Origin of the sequence: Pseudomonas sp. NPDC089395 (genome assembly GCF_044749525.1) — a bacterium.
Taxonomy (GTDB): domain Bacteria; phylum Pseudomonadota; class Gammaproteobacteria; order Pseudomonadales; family Pseudomonadaceae; genus Aquipseudomonas.
Genome location: NZ_JBIVID010000008.1, coordinates 266,464 through 282,184 on the forward strand (window position 1 = coordinate 266,464; position 15,721 = coordinate 282,184).

Below are 15,721 nucleotides of genomic sequence, written 5' to 3' on the forward strand. Positions count from 1 at the left end.
CTTCCTTAACGCGTTGGTGGTCCTCGGTAATTTTTGTGGGTGAGGCCGCCTTGATGTGTTCGAGATAGCCTCAGCTACTTCAGGAATGATGTGCAGGTGCTCTTAAGGCGACTGCCAGCGCTGCACCATTATTGTCCAGGACACGACCTGATCGAAACTGGATTTCCAGCGTGGCGAGCAAGAGGGGGCTGCGTTTGGGCTGTCGTGCACCCGGCCGGGCGTACAAGTGTGACCTGGCAAATTTCTGCGAGGTTGTCGGACTGGCCGTGGTGTGAGCGTCTGGTACGCGGGGCGCTCAGCGGAGGGGGCGGGAGCATGGCATCAAGCGCCTGAAGGCGCATGGCCAGGGAGGCAAGCTGCGCTATCGAGCGCTGAATCTGATGAGGCGATCTCGAAACTGCAGCAGCGCTGCAGCTCCTGATTTGATGGTGGGCCCACACGGACTCGAACCGTGGACCAAAGGATTATGAGTCCTCTGCTCTAACCGACTGAGCTATAGGCCCTCAGTAAGCGCCCGGATTATAACGAGGGTTTCGAAAGCGTGCCATCCGAAAGATCGGATAGTGCTATGCGAAGAAAGCTAGCGGCAAACTCCTCCGGCGGCAGCGGCAGGCTGACGATGTAGCCCTGGATCTGCTCGCACCCTTCGGCAGCCAGGAACCGTTGCTGCGCCTGGTTTTCCACCCCCTCGGCAATGATGGTCAATTGCATGCTGCGGCCCAGGGCGATGATGGCGCGGGCAATGGCCGCATCGTGAGGATCATCGGGAAGCCCACGAATGAACGACTTGTCGATCTTGAGGATGTCCAGCGGCAGGCGCTTGAGGTAGCTGAGCGACGAGTATCCAGTGCCGAAGTCATCGATGGCCAACTGCACGCCCAGCTGCTTGAGCTGGTGCAGCACGGCCAGGGCTTCTTCGGCCTGGCTCATGATGAAGTTTTCGGTGATCTCAAGTTGCAGGTCGCCAGCCTTGAGCTGGTAAGTCCTGAGCAATTGCTCGATGCGTTTGGCCAGGCCGCCGTGGCGCAGTTGCGCCCCGGCGAGGTTGATCGACAGCGGGCCGAAGGCCTGGTAGTCCATCTTCCAGTGATGCATCTGCCGACAGGCCTGCTCCAGTACCCAATCGCCAATTTGCAGAATGGTGCCGTTCTCTTCGGCGAGATGAATGAAATGCTCAGGAGGCACCTCGCCGAAGGTGGGATGACTCCAGCGGATCAGTGCTTCGGCGCCGACCAGGGCCTGGGTCTTGAGGCTGAGCTTGGGCTGATAGCTCAAGCTCATTTCGTTGCGCTCGATGGCCCGGCGCAATTCGTGTTCCAGGGCAATGCGTTCACTGGCCTGGGCGGTGAGGTCGCGGGTGTAGGCTTCGACGCGGTTGCGGCCTTTGGCCTTGGAGCGGTACATGGCGGCGTCGGCGTTGCGGATCAGCGTGGCAACGTCGGTGCCGTCCTGCGGGTAGAGGCTGATACCGATACTGGCGCTGGTGAAGAACTCGTGCTCGCCGGCCTGGAAGGGGGCGCTGAAGCAGGCCAGCAGCTTGTTGGCGATGGCGCTGGCATCGCTGGGCCTGTGCAGGCCAGGCAGCAGGATGATGAACTCGTCGCCGCCCAGGCGGGCCACGGTGTCGACGTCGCGCACCTGCTCCTTGAGGCGCTGCGCGATGCCTTTGAGCAGCAGGTCGCCGACGGGATGACCGAGGCTGTCGTTGATGTGCTTGAAGCGGTCGAGGTCGAGGAACAGTACGGCGCCCTGGCGGTTGGAGGTCTGCGAACAGGTGAGCACGGCCTGCAGGCGGTTCTCGAACAGGGCGCGGTTGGGCAAGCCTGTGAGCGGGTCGTGGTGGGCTTGGTAGTCGAGCTTGGCCTGGGCGTGCTTGAGGCTGGAAATATCGGCGAACACGGCGACGAAGTGAGTGATGGCGCGCTCGTTGTTGCGCACGGCGCTGATGGTCAGCCAGCTAGGGTACAACTCGCCGTTCTTGCGTTTGTTGTAGATCTCGCCCTGCCAGTGCCCCTCGGCGGTGAGCTGATGCCACATGGCGGCGTAGAAGGCGCTGTCATGCTGGCCGGAGGAGATTAGACGCGGGGTTTGCCCGAGTGCCTCGATTTCGCTGTAGCCGGTGATTTCGCTGAACGCGCGGTTGACGGCACTGATGCGCTGGTCGATGTCGGTGATCAGCACGCCTTCGGCCGTGTTTTCGAACACGGTGGCAGCCAGCTGCAACTTCTCTTGCATCAGGTGGCGCTCGGTAATGTCGCGGGCGATGGTCAGCATGCAGTCGACCCCGCCAATCGGAAGCGGCCTTGCGGACAGCTCGCACAGGCGTATCTGCCCGTCGCTGCGGCGAATATGGCAGCTGAAATCGCGCACGAAACCATCGCGGGCCAGTTGGTCGATCATGCGCTTGCGTTCATTGAGGTCGACCCAGATCCCCAGGTCGAAAGATGTCTGGTCGATCGAGGGATTGAGTTCATAGCCGGTCAGGCGGCAGAAGCCTTCGTTGACCTCGACCAGCAGGCCATCGCTCTGGCGCGACAGCAGCAGGCCGTCGGGAGAGGCATGGAAGGCCTTGGCGAACTTCTCTTCGGAAATTTGCAATTGTTGCTGGGTTTCTTTCAGTTGACTGATGTCACGCACCGCCACGACGAAGGCCAAGGTGCCGTCCAGTTCGAAGGTTTCTGCAGAAGTCAGGCCGATGAACAGCTGGCCGTTGCTGCGGCGGTAGCTCATTTCCAGATTGCGGATGCCGCCCTGATGCAGGCGCTCGAGCAGATGCGGGCCGGCGCCTCGCTCGCCCCAGAGGTCCAGCTCGGTCGCGGTACGGCCTATGACCTGGCTTGGGCTAAGGCCGATCTGTTCTTCGAAGGCTTCGTTGACCTCCAGCAGGCAGCCGTCGCTATGGCGGGCGATCAGCAGAATATCGGGGCATTGCTGGAACACCGAGGCGAACTTCTGCTCGGACAGACGCAGGGCGTCCTCGGTGCGCTTGGTTTCGCTGATATCGATCATCAGCCCGCGCATCACCGGCCGGTGGCCGTGTTCGATCATGCTGACGATATTGCGTACCCAAAGGGCTTGGCCGTCGGCGCCAATCACCCGGTAATCGAGGCTGTGGTCGCGCCCGGCAGCCGTTTCGCTTTCGCAGAAGGCCTGGGCCCACAGCGCGTCCTCGGGGTGCAGGATACTGCGCCAGAAGCCGGCTTTGAGCCAATCGTGCAAGGGGTAGCCGAGCAAGTCTTCGGCATGGGGCGACACGTAGCTGTAGGTGAAATCGTTGGCGTCGGCTTCCCAGGCGATCGCCGACAGGCTCTCGATCAGGCCCCGGTAGTGGTATTCGCTGCTGCGCAGCTCCTGTTCCAGCGCGATGCGCCGGGATATCTCCGAGCTGAGCCGGCGGTTGATGCGGATGACCACGGCCAGGATGGCCACCAGCAGCAGGACGGCGGGCAGGCCGTACATCAGCACGTCGCGCCAGAAGCTGCGCTGGTCTACCACGTTGCCGACCCAGCGTTGCTGGATCTGGTTGATTTCGTCGCTGGACATGTCGGCCATGACCTTGTCGAGGATGCCGACCAATATCTTCTTGTCGCGCGGAGCGGCCATGGCCAATTGGTAGCGATAGGGTGTTTCGCCGCTGACGTACAAGCCGTCTAGCTTGAGCTGGCGCAGGCTCCAGATGCTCGAAGCGAGGTCGCCGACTACCGCATCCACTTCGTCGGTGGCCAGTGCCTGCAGGGTCGAGCTGACATTGGGCATGGCCACGAGGTTGAGGTCGGGGTGATGGGTGCGCAGCAGCTCGTGGGGGGCGTAGTTTTCCACCACGGCGATCTTCAGGCCGTAAAGGTCCTTCAGGGTGCGTGGTTGCGGGCCGCCATCATGGGCCAGGATGACGATCGGGAAGTCCAGGTAGGGGCGGGTGAAGGCCAGGTAGCCTTGGCGCTCCGGCGTGGACATGATGCCGGGCAACAGGTCGATGCGGTTTTCCCGCGCCTGCTGGAGTACCTCGGTCCAGCTGCTGGGCTCGACCGGCTTGAGCGATACACTCAGGCGTTCCTGGAGCAAGGCGATGTAATCGGCGGCCAATCCCTGGTACCGGCCCTCCTGGTCACGAAACTCGAATGGTGGCCATGAGGCGTCGACGCCCAGCTTCAGCTGCGGGTGGGCAGCAAGCCAGGTTTTTTCCTCGTCTGTCAGGGTCAGGGCGCCGGCCGTTGTGTTCCACAGGATCAGGAGCAGCAACAGAATGGCCGGCATCGGCGGCATATCGGCCTCGCATTCAGGTGGTCTGAAGTCGAGTGTAGACGGGCATTTGGCCCGGTGAGGTAGCGAGTGGCCACGACGAGCCTTTATCCCAAAAGAAAAACCCCGGCCTGGGCCGGGGTTCGTCTTCACTCGTCGAGGAAGGAGCGCAGATGCTCGCTGCGAGTCGGGTGGCGCAACTTGCGCAACGCCTTCGCTTCGATCTGACGGATCCGCTCACGGGTCACGTCAAACTGCTTGCCCACCTCTTCGAGGGTGTGGTCGGTATTCATGTCGATACCGAAACGCATGCGCAGCACTTTGGCTTCACGTGCGGTCAGGCCCGAGAGCACGTCGCGGGTCGCTTCCTTGAGGCTTTCGACCGTGGCCACGTCGATCGGGGACTGCATGGTCGAGTCCTCGATGAAGTCGCCCAGGTGCGAATCTTCGTCGTCACCGATCGGTGTTTCCATGGAGATCGGCTCTTTGGCGATCTTCAATACCTTGCGGATCTTGTCCTCAGGCATTTCCATGCGCTCACCGAGCTCTTCCGGGGTCGGTTCACGGCCCATTTCCTGCAGCATCTGGCGGGAAATTCGGTTGAGCTTGTTGATCGTCTCGATCATGTGCACCGGGATACGGATGGTGCGCGCCTGGTCGGCGATCGAGCGGGTGATCGCCTGGCGGATCCACCAGGTGGCGTAGGTCGAGAACTTGTAGCCGCGACGGTATTCGAACTTGTCCACCGCCTTCATCAGGCCGATGTTGCCTTCCTGGATCAGGTCGAGGAACTGCAGGCCGCGGTTGGTGTACTTCTTGGCGATGGAGATCACCAGACGCAGGTTCGCCTCGACCATTTCCTTCTTGGCGCGGCGGGCTTTCGCCTCACCGATGGACATGCGACGGTTGATTTCCTTGATCTCGGCGACAGTCAGGCCGGTCTCGGTCTCGAGGTCGATCAGCTTCTGCTGGCAAGCAACGATGGCGGCGTCCTTTTCACCCAGGGCGGCAGCCCACTTGGTGTTGCGCTTGGCCAGGTCACCGCTCCAGGTCTGGTCGGTTTCGTTGCTCGGGAACAGGCGCAGGAAGTCGGCACGCGGCATGCGCGCATCACGGACGCACAGTTGCATGATCGCGCGCTCTTGCTGACGCAGGCGGCTCAGGGCATCACGTACACGCTCTACCAGTACGTCGAACTGCTTGGGCACCAGCTTGATCGGCATGAACAGATCGGCCAGGGCCTGCATGGCACCGATACTCTCGGCATGGCTGCGGCCATGCTTTTTCAGCACCTTGAGAGTGACAGCGAGCTGGTCGGAGACTGCACCGAAACGCTGGGCTGCGACGACTGGGTCCGGACCGCTTTCGGCCTCTTCCTCGTCATCACTGCTTTCTTCGCTTTCTTCTTCGTCGTCGGACTCTTCCTTCGCAGCCGCGGCCTTGGCGCCAGGAATCGGCACCTCCTCGGTCGGGGCGGCGATGTTGTCGTCAGGGTCGATGTAACCGCTGAGAACATCCGACAGACGGCCACCTTCGGTGGTGACGCGGTCATATTCGCCGAGGATATAGTCGACAGTGCCCGGGAAGTGGGCGATGGCACCCATCACCTCGCGAATGCCTTCCTCGATACGCTTGGCGATTTCGATTTCGCCTTCGCGGGTCAGCAGCTCGACGGTACCCATTTCGCGCATGTACATGCGCACCGGGTCGGTCGTGCGGCCGATATCGGTTTCAACTGCCGCCAACGCAGCAGCGGCTTCTTCGGCCGCGGCTTCGTCGGTGTCGGCTTCCGCCAACAGAAGGGCATCCGCATCCGGAGCACTCTCGAATACGTTGATCCCCATGTCGTTGATCATGCGGATGATGTCTTCCACCTGTTCCGGATCTGAAATATCCTCCGGCAGGTGGTCGTTGACCTCCGCGTAAGTCAGGTAGCCCTGCTCACGACCGCGGGTGATCAACTCTTTGATACGAGACTGCTGTTGCGCTTTTCCGGACATAACACCCTATCCACTGAAGGTCTTGGCGGGCAAAAAACAAGCCGAGGATTATACCCGAGCATGGGCCTCACGCGCCAGATGAGGTCGGCGTTTGTGCGGGAACATTCCGGCTCAGCAGGGCGAGGAGCTGTGATTTTTCCTCGCTGGTCAATTCGCTTTGACGTGCTTTTCTGAGCAGTTGTTCCAGGCTGCGCTCGCGTTGGCGGGCGGACAAGCTAGTTATAGTGTCGAAAAACTGTTGTTCAAGGTTGTCGGCCACGATCAGCCATTCCTTTTCTGCCAAGGCCCGCAACAGGCGACCTTGTTCGGTGCCGTGCCAGCGTGCGATCAGCTGCATTGAGCTTAGCCCAGGATTTTTCTGAGCGGCTTCGATCAATGCCACCAGCAGCTGGCTGTAAAGGTGTTCTTCGTCGGCGAAATGGCTGGCGTCCTCGACTTTGCCGGCCAGTAGCGGGTGGTGCAGCAAAGTGCGCAGGGCGGCCAGGGTCGGCGGTTCCACCGGCGCTGGGGTGCGTGGCGGCGCTTCGTCGCGCTGTTGCCACGGCTTGCCACCTTTGCGGTTCTTGTCCCAGGGCTTGTCGCTCCACGGTTTCTTGCCGCCACCCTTGTTCGGCTTCCACTGCTGCTCCTGCTGCGCCGGGGCGTAGTCGTGCACCGGCATGTCGCCGTAGTCCGGGGTGTAGCTGGCCATGGCGTCGTAGTCGAAGCCGGGGTCATAGTCCGGCACGCTGCTGGCGGCGGGGGCGTGTTGGGCCAGTTGTTCGACCTGCTGCGGATCGAGGCCAGTGATTTCCTTCAGGCGATTGCGCATCAACTGGCGCAGGTTGGCGCCGGGAATTTTTTCGATCAACGGTGCGGCCAGGGTCGCCATATGCGCCTTGCCTTCCAGCGAGCGAGGGTCGGCCTCGACGCTCAACTGCTCGAAAAAGTAGTCAGCCAGCGGCTGCGCGTGCTGGTTGATGCGTGCCATGAAGGCATCGGTTCCTTCGGCGCGCACCAGGCTGTCGGGGTCTTCGCCTTCGGGCAGGAAAAGAAAGCGCGCTCGACGCCCGTCCTGCAGGGCCGACAGGGCTGATTCCAGGGCGCGCCATGCCGCCTTGCGCCCGGCCTGGTCGCCGTCGAAACAGAACAGCACGCTGGGCACCACGCGGAACAGGCGCTTGAGGTGCTCTTCGCTGGTCGCGGTGCCGAGGGTGGCCACAGCGTTGCGCAGGCCCTGCTGGGCCAGGGCGATGACGTCCATGTAGCCTTCGACGACGATGATCTCGTCGAGGTTTCGGTTGTGCTTGCGCGCCTCGTATAACCCGTAGAGCTCCTGGCCCTTGTGGAACACCGGGGTTTCCGGCGAGTTGAGGTACTTGGGCTTGTCGTCGCCGAGCACTCGGCCACCAAAGGCGATGATACGTCCGCGGCTGTCGCGGATCGGGAACATCACCCGGTCGCGGAAGCGGTCGTAGCGCTTGCCGCTTTCGGCGTTCTCGATCAGCAGGCCGGCATCGATCATCACCTTCTGTTGCAGGGTGTCGGCGCCCAGGTGCTTGAGCAGGTTGTCCCAGCCCGGCGGGGCGAAGCCCAGGCCGAAGTCGCGGGCGATTTCGCCTGACAGGCCGCGGCCTTTGAGGTACTCCACCGCTGCTTTGCGGGTGGGGTGGTTGCGCAGGGCCTGGCGGTAGAATTCGGCGGCGGCATCCAGCAGGGGGTAGAGCGGCGAGTCGGTTGGCTGGCGCGGTTTCTGCCCGCGTCGGCCCTCCTCGCGAGGTACTTCCATGCCGGCGGCGCGCGCCAGTTCCTCGACGGCCTGGGGAAAGTCCAGGTTGTCGTGGTCCATGACGAAACCAAGGGCGTTACCGCCGGCACCGCAGCCAAAGCAGTAATAGAACTGCTTGTCCGGGCTGACCGTGAAGGAGGGAGTCTTCTCCTTGTGAAACGGGCAGCAGGCGGAGTAATTCTTGCCGGTCTTTTTCAGCTGGACGCGTGAACTCACCACGTCGACGATGTCGAGGCGGTTGATCAGGTCGTCAATGAAGCTTTGGGGAATCAGCCCGGCCATGGCAGTCTCGTCATCTGGCAACTGGCAAGTCTAATCGCTAGCGCGCCGGTTGGGGGGAGTGCTGCTAGGGGAAGTGCGAGGGAATGTGTGCTCGTCGGTAGCCACCAAAGTTGCCGGGGGCTCGTCAGTCAGGACGTGCACGGCTGGTCGAAGACCAGTACTGACGCGTTGAAGCGGTTGTCCACTACGAGTTGCGGCGGACGCCTTGGGCTAGCTGCTCAAGGTTGAAACAACCGCTGCCATCGGCCCGGCGGTGAGCCGGGCAGGGCAGAAGCTTTGCGTTGAACGTCTGTATTAGTACAGACGAACGGCGCGGCGCTGTTCGCGCTGAACTTTCTTGGCGTGACGCTTAACAGCAGCAGCTGCTTTGCGCTTACGCTCTGCGGTCGGCTTCTCGTAAAACTCGCGGCTACGAACTTCAGCCAGTACACCGGCTTTTTCGCAGGAGCGCTTGAAACGACGCAGAGCTACGTCGAAGGGTTCGTTCTCTTTAACTTTGACGGCTGGCATCCAGGGCTACCTTAATTCATTACCGGGGTAGACGTGCTCCTGGCAAAACAAAGGTGTGCTGGAGAACGTCGGTTTTCAAGGGTTGCGGATGTTAACCCTTAGCACGCCGGAATGCAAAGCCTCTGATCGAAAACCGCTGGTCGGCACCCGGCACGGGGACTATCATGCGCGGCTTCGAAATCAGCCCCCACAAGGGACGAGCCCATGCTAGTACTGGGATTGGAAACATCCTGCGACGAAACCGGCGTCGCATTATACGACAGTGAACGCGGTTTGTTAGCCGATGCGCTGTTCAGCCAAATTGACCTGCACCGTGTGTTTGGCGGGGTCGTGCCCGAGCTTGCGTCACGGGACCATGTCAAACGCATGTTGCCGCTGATCCGTCAGGTGTTGGACGAGGCCGGCTGCGTGGCCACCGAGATCGACGCCATCGCCTACACCGCGGGTCCTGGCCTGGTCGGGGCGTTGCTGGTCGGCGCCTCGTGCGCCCAGGCCCTGGCGTTTGCCTGGGATATCCCGGCGATCGGTGTGCACCATATGGAAGGTCATTTACTGGCGCCGATGCTGGAGGAAAACCCTCCGCAGTTTCCGTTCGTCGCTTTGTTGGTGTCTGGCGGGCATACCCAGCTGGTGCGCGTCGATGGTATCGGCCAGTACGAGCTGCTGGGCGAGAGCCTCGACGACGCCGCGGGTGAGGCGTTCGACAAGACTGCCAAGCTGATGGGCCTGAATTACCCCGGCGGCCCGGAAATCGCTCGCCTGGCCGAACAGGGTGTGCCTGGACGCTTCGTGTTCCCGCGGCCGATGACCGATCGCCCGGGCCTTGAGTTCAGCTTCAGTGGCCTCAAGACATTCGCCCTCAACACCTGGCAACAGTGCCGCAATGCTGGCGACGACAATGAGCAAACCCGTTGCGACGTGTCCCTGGCGTTCCAGCAGGCGGTGGTGGAGACTCTGACCATCAAGTGCAAGCGCGCCCTGAAGCAGACCGGCCTCAAGCGCCTGGTGATCGCCGGTGGTGTGAGCGCCAACAAGGCGTTGCGTGCATCCCTGGAGGACATGCTCGCCGGTATCAAAGGCAACGTGTACTACGCTCGCCCCCAGTTCTGCACCGACAACGGCGCGATGATCGCCTATGCCGGCTGCCAGCGCTTGTTGGCCGGGCAGCAGCAAGACCTGGCGATCAGCGTGCAGGCGCGCTGGCCGATGGAGCAGCTGCCTCCCCTGTGAATCGCGTCAGAAGTGCCGCTCGCGCCCGGCGAACAGGTCGCGCAGGTTGTTGCGGTGGCGCCAGACGATCATCACTGTGAGCACGCTGACCGGCAGCAAGGCCTCGGGCTCGCGCCACGCCAGCAATGGCAGGGTCAGAGGCGTGGCGATCAGCGCCGCCAGCGAACTGGTGCGGGTGAGGTAGAAGGTCATCAGCCAGGCGCCGATGGCCAGTAGCGCGGCAGGGAAGTACAGGCCCATGAGCATGCCCGCTGCGGTGGCCACGCCCTTGCCACCCTGGAAGTGGAAGTACACTGGGAACAGGTGACCGAGTACCGCGCAGATGCCGACCCAGGCTTGTTCCTGCAAGTCGAGCCCGGCCAGGCGCGCGAGCAACACCGGCAACAAGCCCTTGCACAGGTCGCCGAGCAAGGTCAGGATCGCCAGCTTGCGGCCTGCCAGGCGTAGCATGTTGGTGGCGCCGGCATTGCCCGAACCGCTGGAACGCGGGTCCGGGCTGCCCGAAAGGCGGCTGAGGACGATGGCGAAGGACAGTGAGCCGAGCAGGTAGGCAAGCAGCGCCAGTAACCAAAACATGCTAACTATTCCGGGCGAGGACGCCCTGATTCTAACGGCGCCAGTCGCCCTTGTCGTGCTGTGGAGAGAAGTGCTTGGACAGAGTGTTCATCGAAGGCCTGGAAGTCGACACCGTCATTGGTGCCTATGACTGGGAACGGGATATTCGCCAGTGCCTGCGCCTGGACCTGAGTTTCGCCTGGGACAACCGCCCAGCTGCGGCTGGAGATGATCTGAGCTTGGCGTTGGACTACGCCAGCGTTTCGTCGCGTATCCAGGCTTTTGCCGAGCAGGCGCGCTTCGAGCTGGTGGAAACCTTTGCCGAACGCTTGGTCGCGACGCTGATGGACGAATTCCACATCCCTTGGGTTCGGCTGAAGCTGACCAAGCCGGGCGCGGTCCCCGCAGCCCGTGGTGGTGTTGGCGTGGAGATCGAGCGCGGATGTCTTTGAGCACGGTTTACCTGGGGCTTGGCAGCAATATCGACCGCCACAGGCACCTGTGCGCCGGGCTCGATGCCTTGGCCGCCATACTCACCGACATGCGCTGTTCTCCGGCCTTCGAGAGCCAGGCGGTAGGGATCAAGAGTGGCCCGTTCATCAACTTCGTGGTGACGGGCAAGACCGACCTGCCACTGATGGAGCTGGACCGCCGCCTCAAGTTCATCGAGGCTGACAACGGCCGATATGCCCCGGACCGCAAGGGTTTGCCGCTGGATATCGATGTGCTGATGTATGACGATCTGCACGGTACCTACGATGGGTTGGTGTTGCCCAGGGCAGAGATCCTGAAGAATGCCTTTGTGCTGTGGCCTTTGGCATTGCTGGCGCCTGAACTGGTGCATCCGGGGGCGGGGAAGCGCATGGCGCAGTTGTGGCAGGAAGCGCGCATCGAGCAGGTGCTGGCACCTGTTGCGTTCGAGTGGCGCGGGTTGCAGCTGACCCCAGCTTGAATGGAGCGGGGCCAACCGCAAGCATTGAAAACGGTGACGTACCTGCGGGAGCCGGCTTGCCGGCGATAGGGGCCGAACAGGCTACTCAATGCGGCTGTGTTGTGCCTGCTCCGGCCTCATCGCCAGCAAGCTGGCTCCCACAGGATCGTGCAAGACCAACCTTCAGGGCCTTGCGGCGTGTTTATAGGCCTGCAGCGCTCTGAGTCGTTCCTGCTTGAGCGCCTCCCCCAATTGCTGCCCGGTCAGCCCCGCGGCCACCAAGGGCTTCACATCCACTTCCCTGGCTGCCGTCGCTGCGCCACGCAAGTAGTCGCCCTGTGGGTAACTTTGCGCGCCATGCCCCCGCGCATCCATTTCACACGTGGCTATGAAGTCCTCGAACCGCTGCGGTCGCCGATACACGTCGAACTTCTGCAACAACTCCAGTAAAGCCTCTGGCTCCAATTCAAAGGCGCCTTGGCCGCGTTCACCAAACTCGCCTGCCAGCATGGCCAGCTCCTGGCATTCGCGCGGGGCCTTGAAGCGCTGGTTGAGCGCCTTGATCGCAGCCGGTTGCAGGCCGCACAGCAGGCAGGCCCAACGCACGTGCAGGGGTTGATGGTGCTCGGCGGCCAGGACGAGCGCGCTCAGCGAGGCCGTCCCAGCCTCGATCTCAGGCATCAGTTCGCGCAGGGCAGCACAATCGCGCAGTACCTGGATGAATACTTGTGGCTGGTCCTCCATCAATGCGCGCTCGATCTCCTTCCAGCTGCGCTCGGCGGTCAACGCCTGCAATTCGCCGGAAGCACTGATCTGCCGCATCAGTGCAAGGGTTTCGTCAGCGACCCTGAAGCCGAGCGGGGCATAGCGAGCGGCAAAGCGCGCTACGCGCAGGACTCGCAGGGGATCTTCGGCGAACGCCGGTGAAACGTGGCGCAGAATTCGCTGCTCCAGATCGACCTGGCCATGGTAGGGGTCGATGACGTTACCGTGGTCGTCTTCGGCCATTGCATTGATGGTCAGGTCACGTCGAATCAGGTCTTCTTCGAGCGTTACGTCCGGGCTGGCATGGAAGGTGAAACCCCCATAACCGCGTCCGCTCTTGCGCTCGGTGCGGGCCAGGGCATATTCCTCGCCCGTCTTGGGATGCAGGAAAACCGGGAAATCAGCGCCTACCGGGCGATAGCCCTTGGCGTGCATTTCTTCGACGGTAGCGCCGACCACCAGCCAGTCGATATCACTGACCGGGCGTCCGAGCAGGCGGTCACGGACCGCGCCGCCGACTTTGTAGATGTGCATGTGCAGCCTCCATTACTGCCCACAGGATACCCTGTCGGCAGCAATGGCGGTGCTTTGCGGCTAGAGATGATGAATGACGGCCAGGTCCATGCGGCCGTAATCGCCGCCTTCGCCGTGCTCGCCACGCGGTGGCATGTGATGGGTCTTGACCACCTGGTCGCCCTGCACGGTCTCCAGGTGGATGTCGAAGCCCCACAGCCGGTGCAGGTGCTTGAGTACTTCCTCGGTGGAGTCGCCCAGCGGTTTGCGGTTGTGCTGCTGGTGGCGCAAGGTCAGGGAGCGGTCACCCCGGCGGTCGATGCTCCAGATCTGCACGTTGGGTTCGCGGTTGCCAAGGTTGTACTGGGAGGCCAGCTGCTCGCGGATCGTGCGGTAGCCTGCTTCGTCGTGGATGGCCGGTACCAGCAGGTCGTCGCGTTGGTCGTCGTCGAGAATGCTGAACAGCTTGAGGTCGCGGATCACTTTGGGTGACAGGTACTGCAGGATGAAGCTTTCATCCTTGAAGCTGCTCATGGCGAACTTGATGGTCGACAGCCAGTCACTGCCGGCGATGTCAGGGAACCAGTGGCGGTCCTCCTCGGTCGGGTTTTCGCACATCCGGCGGATGTCGGTGTACATCGCGAAACCCAGTGCGTACGGGTTGATACCGTTGTAGTAAGGGCTGTCGAAGCCCGGCTGGAAGACCACGCTGGTATGCGATTGAAGGAACTCCATGATGAAGCCATCGGTTACCAGACCTTCATCGTAGAGGTCGTTCATCAGGGTGTAATGCCAGAACGTGGCCCACCCTTCGTTCATTACCTGGGTTTGGCGCTGCGGGTAGAAGTACTGCGCGATCTTGCGCACGATACGCACCACTTCACGTTGCCAAGGCTCCAGCAAAGGTGCATGTTTTTCGATGAAATAGAGAATGTTTTCCTGAGGTTCGGCAGGGAAGCGTGCATCATCGCGCTCGCCTCCTTTTTCCGCACTCTTGGGAATGGTGCGCCATAGGTCGTTGATCTGCTTTTGCAGGTGCTCTTCACGCTCCTTCTGGCGGCGCCGTTCTTCCTCGGCTGAAATGGGGTAGGGGCGCTTGTAGCGGTCTACGCCGTAGTTCATCAACGCATGGCAAGAGTCGATCAGGTCTTCGACGGCATCGATGCCATGGCGCTCCTCGCACTGCGCAATATACTGCTTGGCGAACACCAGGTAGTCGATGATCGAGCTGGCGTCAGTCCAGGTGCGGAACAGGTAATTGCCCTTGAAGAAGCTGTTGTGGCCGTAGCAGGCATGTGCGATCACCAGTGCCTGCATGCACATGGTGTTTTCTTCCATCAGGTAGGCGATGCAGGGATCCGAGTTGATCACGATTTCGTAAGCCAGGCCCATTTGGCCGCGACTGTAGGACTTCTCGGTACTGAGGAACTGCTTGCCGTAGGACCAGTGGTGATAGCCCAGCGGCATGCCGACGGATGCGTAGGCATCCATCATCTGTTCGGCAGTGATCACTTCGATCTGGTTGGGATAGGTGTCCAGGGCATAACGTTCGGCCAGGCGGCTGATTTCCCGGTCGTAAGTCTGGATCAGCTCGAACGTCCACTCGGACCCCGTGGATATGGGTTGGCGTCTCTGTGCTCTGGCGGTCATGTGGCTAACCTGCGCTGGAAGAGTTCACGGAAGACCGGGTAGATATCGCCGGCCGAAACCAACTGCTGCTGGGCGAAGGTATCGGGGAAGGACTCGCCGATTCGCTCGTACTCGTACCACAGCGCTTGATGCTCACGCGGGGTGATCTCGACGTAAGTGTAGTACTGCACGTGCGGCATGATCTGCTTGGAGAGGATCTCGCGGCAGATCGGCGAGTCATCGTTCCAGTTGTCGCCGTCGGAAGCCTGGGCGGCGTAGATGTTCCAGTCGCTGGCCGGGTAACGCTCGGCCATGATCTCCTGCATCATTTTCAATGCGCTGGAGACGATGGTGCCGCCGGTTTCCCTGGAGTAGAAGAACTCTTCCTCGTCGACTTCGCGCGCACTGGTGTGGTGGCGGATGAACACCACTTCGATGCGGTCGTAGTTGCGCTTGAGGAACAGGTACAAGAGGATGAAGAAGCGCTTGGCGATGTCCTTGGTGGCTTGGGTCATCGAGCCGGACACGTCCATCAGGCAGAACATCACCGCCTTGGAGCTGGGGTTGGGTTGCTTGACCAGCAGGTTGTACTTGAGGTCGAAGGTATCAAGGAAGGGCAGGCGATTGATACGCGCCTTGAGCCGCTCTATCTCCTGCTCGGTCTCCTGGATGTCGGTGAAGTTGTCTGGCTCTTCCACCTTGAGTCGGGCCAGTTCCTTCTGCGCCTCACGCAACAGCGCACGGCTGCTGCCGGTCAGGGCGATACGCCGGGCGTGCGCCGAGCGCAGGGTACGTACGATGTTGATGCGTGACGGGTTGCCTTCGTTGGCGATCCCCGCGCGCACGGTCTTGAAAGTGTCGGCACCGGTCAGGTGGCGCTTGACCAGGTTAGGCAGTTCGAGATCTTCGAACATGAATTCGAGGAACTCTTCCTGGGTGATCTGGAAGACAAAATCGTCCATGCCCTCGCCGGAGTTGCCGGCCTTGCCACGGCCGCCTCCGCCGCCGCCGCCCTGAGGTCGGGGGATGTGCTCGCCAGCGGTGAATTCCTTGTTGCCCGGATGCACGATGGTCTGCTTGCCGCCGCGGCCATGGTGCAGCACCGGTTCATCGATATCCCGTCCCGGAATGCTGATCTGTTCGCCGTGTTCCATGTCCATGATGGAGCGGCGGCTCACGGCCTCTTCGACGGCTTTCTTGATGTGTTCACGGTAACGCCGCAAGAAACGCTGGCGGTTTACCGTGCTCTTGTTCTTGCCGTTCAGGCGTCGGTCGATAACGTAGCTCATGGTCCCTCCG

At 61.7% G+C, this 15,721-nt stretch carries 11 protein-coding genes and 1 tRNA gene; 3 read left to right on the top strand and 9 right to left on the bottom strand.

The features are described 5' to 3' along the window. Window positions 1–426: 426 nt before the first annotated feature. The 5 genes from ACIPZG_RS18845 to rpsU all read right to left on the bottom strand — a co-directional run bounded on the left by ACIPZG_RS18845 (window position 427) and on the right by rpsU (window position 8,799). Window positions 427–503: transfer RNA gene (locus ACIPZG_RS18845), tRNA-Ile, on the bottom strand. Window positions 504–519: 16 nt separating this feature from the next. Next, window positions 520–4,263: an EAL domain-containing protein gene (locus ACIPZG_RS18850; RefSeq protein WP_400716052.1), complete on the bottom strand. Its 3,744-nt coding sequence runs from the start codon at window positions 4,261–4,263 to the stop codon at window positions 520–522. Between the two features lie 125 nt (window positions 4,264–4,388). Further along, window positions 4,389–6,239, bottom strand: coding sequence for an RNA polymerase sigma factor RpoD (rpoD, locus tag ACIPZG_RS18855; protein ID WP_008091168.1), 1,851 nt, complete (start codon window positions 6,237–6,239; stop codon window positions 4,389–4,391). Between the two features lie 67 nt (window positions 6,240–6,306). After that, window positions 6,307–8,289, bottom strand: a complete 1,983-nt coding sequence (dnaG, locus tag ACIPZG_RS18860; RefSeq protein WP_400716054.1) for a DNA primase — start codon at window positions 8,287–8,289, stop codon at window positions 6,307–6,309. Between the two features lie 294 nt (window positions 8,290–8,583). Next, on the bottom strand, window positions 8,584–8,799 hold the full coding sequence (gene rpsU / locus ACIPZG_RS18865) for a 30S ribosomal protein S21 (RefSeq protein ID WP_003255575.1): 216 nt from the start codon (window positions 8,797–8,799) through the stop codon (window positions 8,584–8,586). A gap of 204 nt (window positions 8,800–9,003) precedes the next feature. On the opposite strand from rpsU, the gene tsaD reads away from it, so the two are divergent. Continuing rightward, window positions 9,004–10,029, top strand: coding sequence for a tRNA (adenosine(37)-N6)-threonylcarbamoyltransferase complex transferase subunit TsaD (tsaD, locus tag ACIPZG_RS18870; RefSeq protein WP_400638905.1), 1,026 nt, complete (start codon window positions 9,004–9,006; stop codon window positions 10,027–10,029). Between the two features lie 6 nt (window positions 10,030–10,035). On the opposite strand, the gene plsY is transcribed toward tsaD, so the two are convergent. Further along, on the bottom strand, window positions 10,036–10,605 hold the full coding sequence (gene plsY / locus ACIPZG_RS18875) for a glycerol-3-phosphate 1-O-acyltransferase PlsY (protein ID WP_008091177.1): 570 nt from the start codon (window positions 10,603–10,605) through the stop codon (window positions 10,036–10,038). Between the two features lie 74 nt (window positions 10,606–10,679). Between plsY and folB the strand changes: the two genes are divergently transcribed. Together folB and folK are read left to right on the top strand one after the other, a co-directional pair. Continuing rightward, window positions 10,680–11,036 carry a dihydroneopterin aldolase gene (gene folB / locus ACIPZG_RS18880; protein WP_400716056.1) on the top strand — a complete coding sequence of 119 codons (357 nt, stop codon included), beginning with the start codon at window positions 10,680–10,682 and terminating at the stop codon, window positions 11,034–11,036. Next, a complete protein-coding gene (folK, locus tag ACIPZG_RS18885; RefSeq protein WP_400716058.1) occupies window positions 11,027–11,536 on the top strand; it encodes a 2-amino-4-hydroxy-6-hydroxymethyldihydropteridine diphosphokinase in 510 nt (169 codons plus the stop codon). The genes folB and folK overlap by 10 nt, the downstream gene beginning before the upstream one ends. 162 nt (window positions 11,537–11,698) lie before the next feature. Here folK and ACIPZG_RS18890 read toward each other — a convergent pair whose 3' ends face one another. Genes ACIPZG_RS18890 through ACIPZG_RS18900 form a run of 3 tightly spaced genes read right to left on the bottom strand, consistent with a single transcriptional unit; the run spans window position 11,699 to window position 15,711 of the window. Further along, window positions 11,699–12,814 carry a multifunctional CCA tRNA nucleotidyl transferase/2'3'-cyclic phosphodiesterase/2'nucleotidase/phosphatase gene (locus tag ACIPZG_RS18890; protein WP_400716060.1) on the bottom strand — a complete coding sequence of 372 codons (1,116 nt, stop codon included), beginning with the start codon at window positions 12,812–12,814 and terminating at the stop codon, window positions 11,699–11,701. A 60-nt stretch (window positions 12,815–12,874) separates the two neighbouring features. Next, window positions 12,875–14,443, bottom strand: coding sequence for a SpoVR family protein (locus tag ACIPZG_RS18895; protein ID WP_400638910.1), 1,569 nt, complete (start codon window positions 14,441–14,443; stop codon window positions 12,875–12,877). Continuing rightward, entirely contained in the window at window positions 14,440–15,711 is a 1,272-nt protein-coding gene (locus tag ACIPZG_RS18900) for a YeaH/YhbH family protein (RefSeq protein WP_008091189.1), read from the bottom strand. The genes ACIPZG_RS18895 and ACIPZG_RS18900 overlap by 4 nt, the downstream gene beginning before the upstream one ends. Window positions 15,712–15,721: the final 10 nt, after the last annotated feature.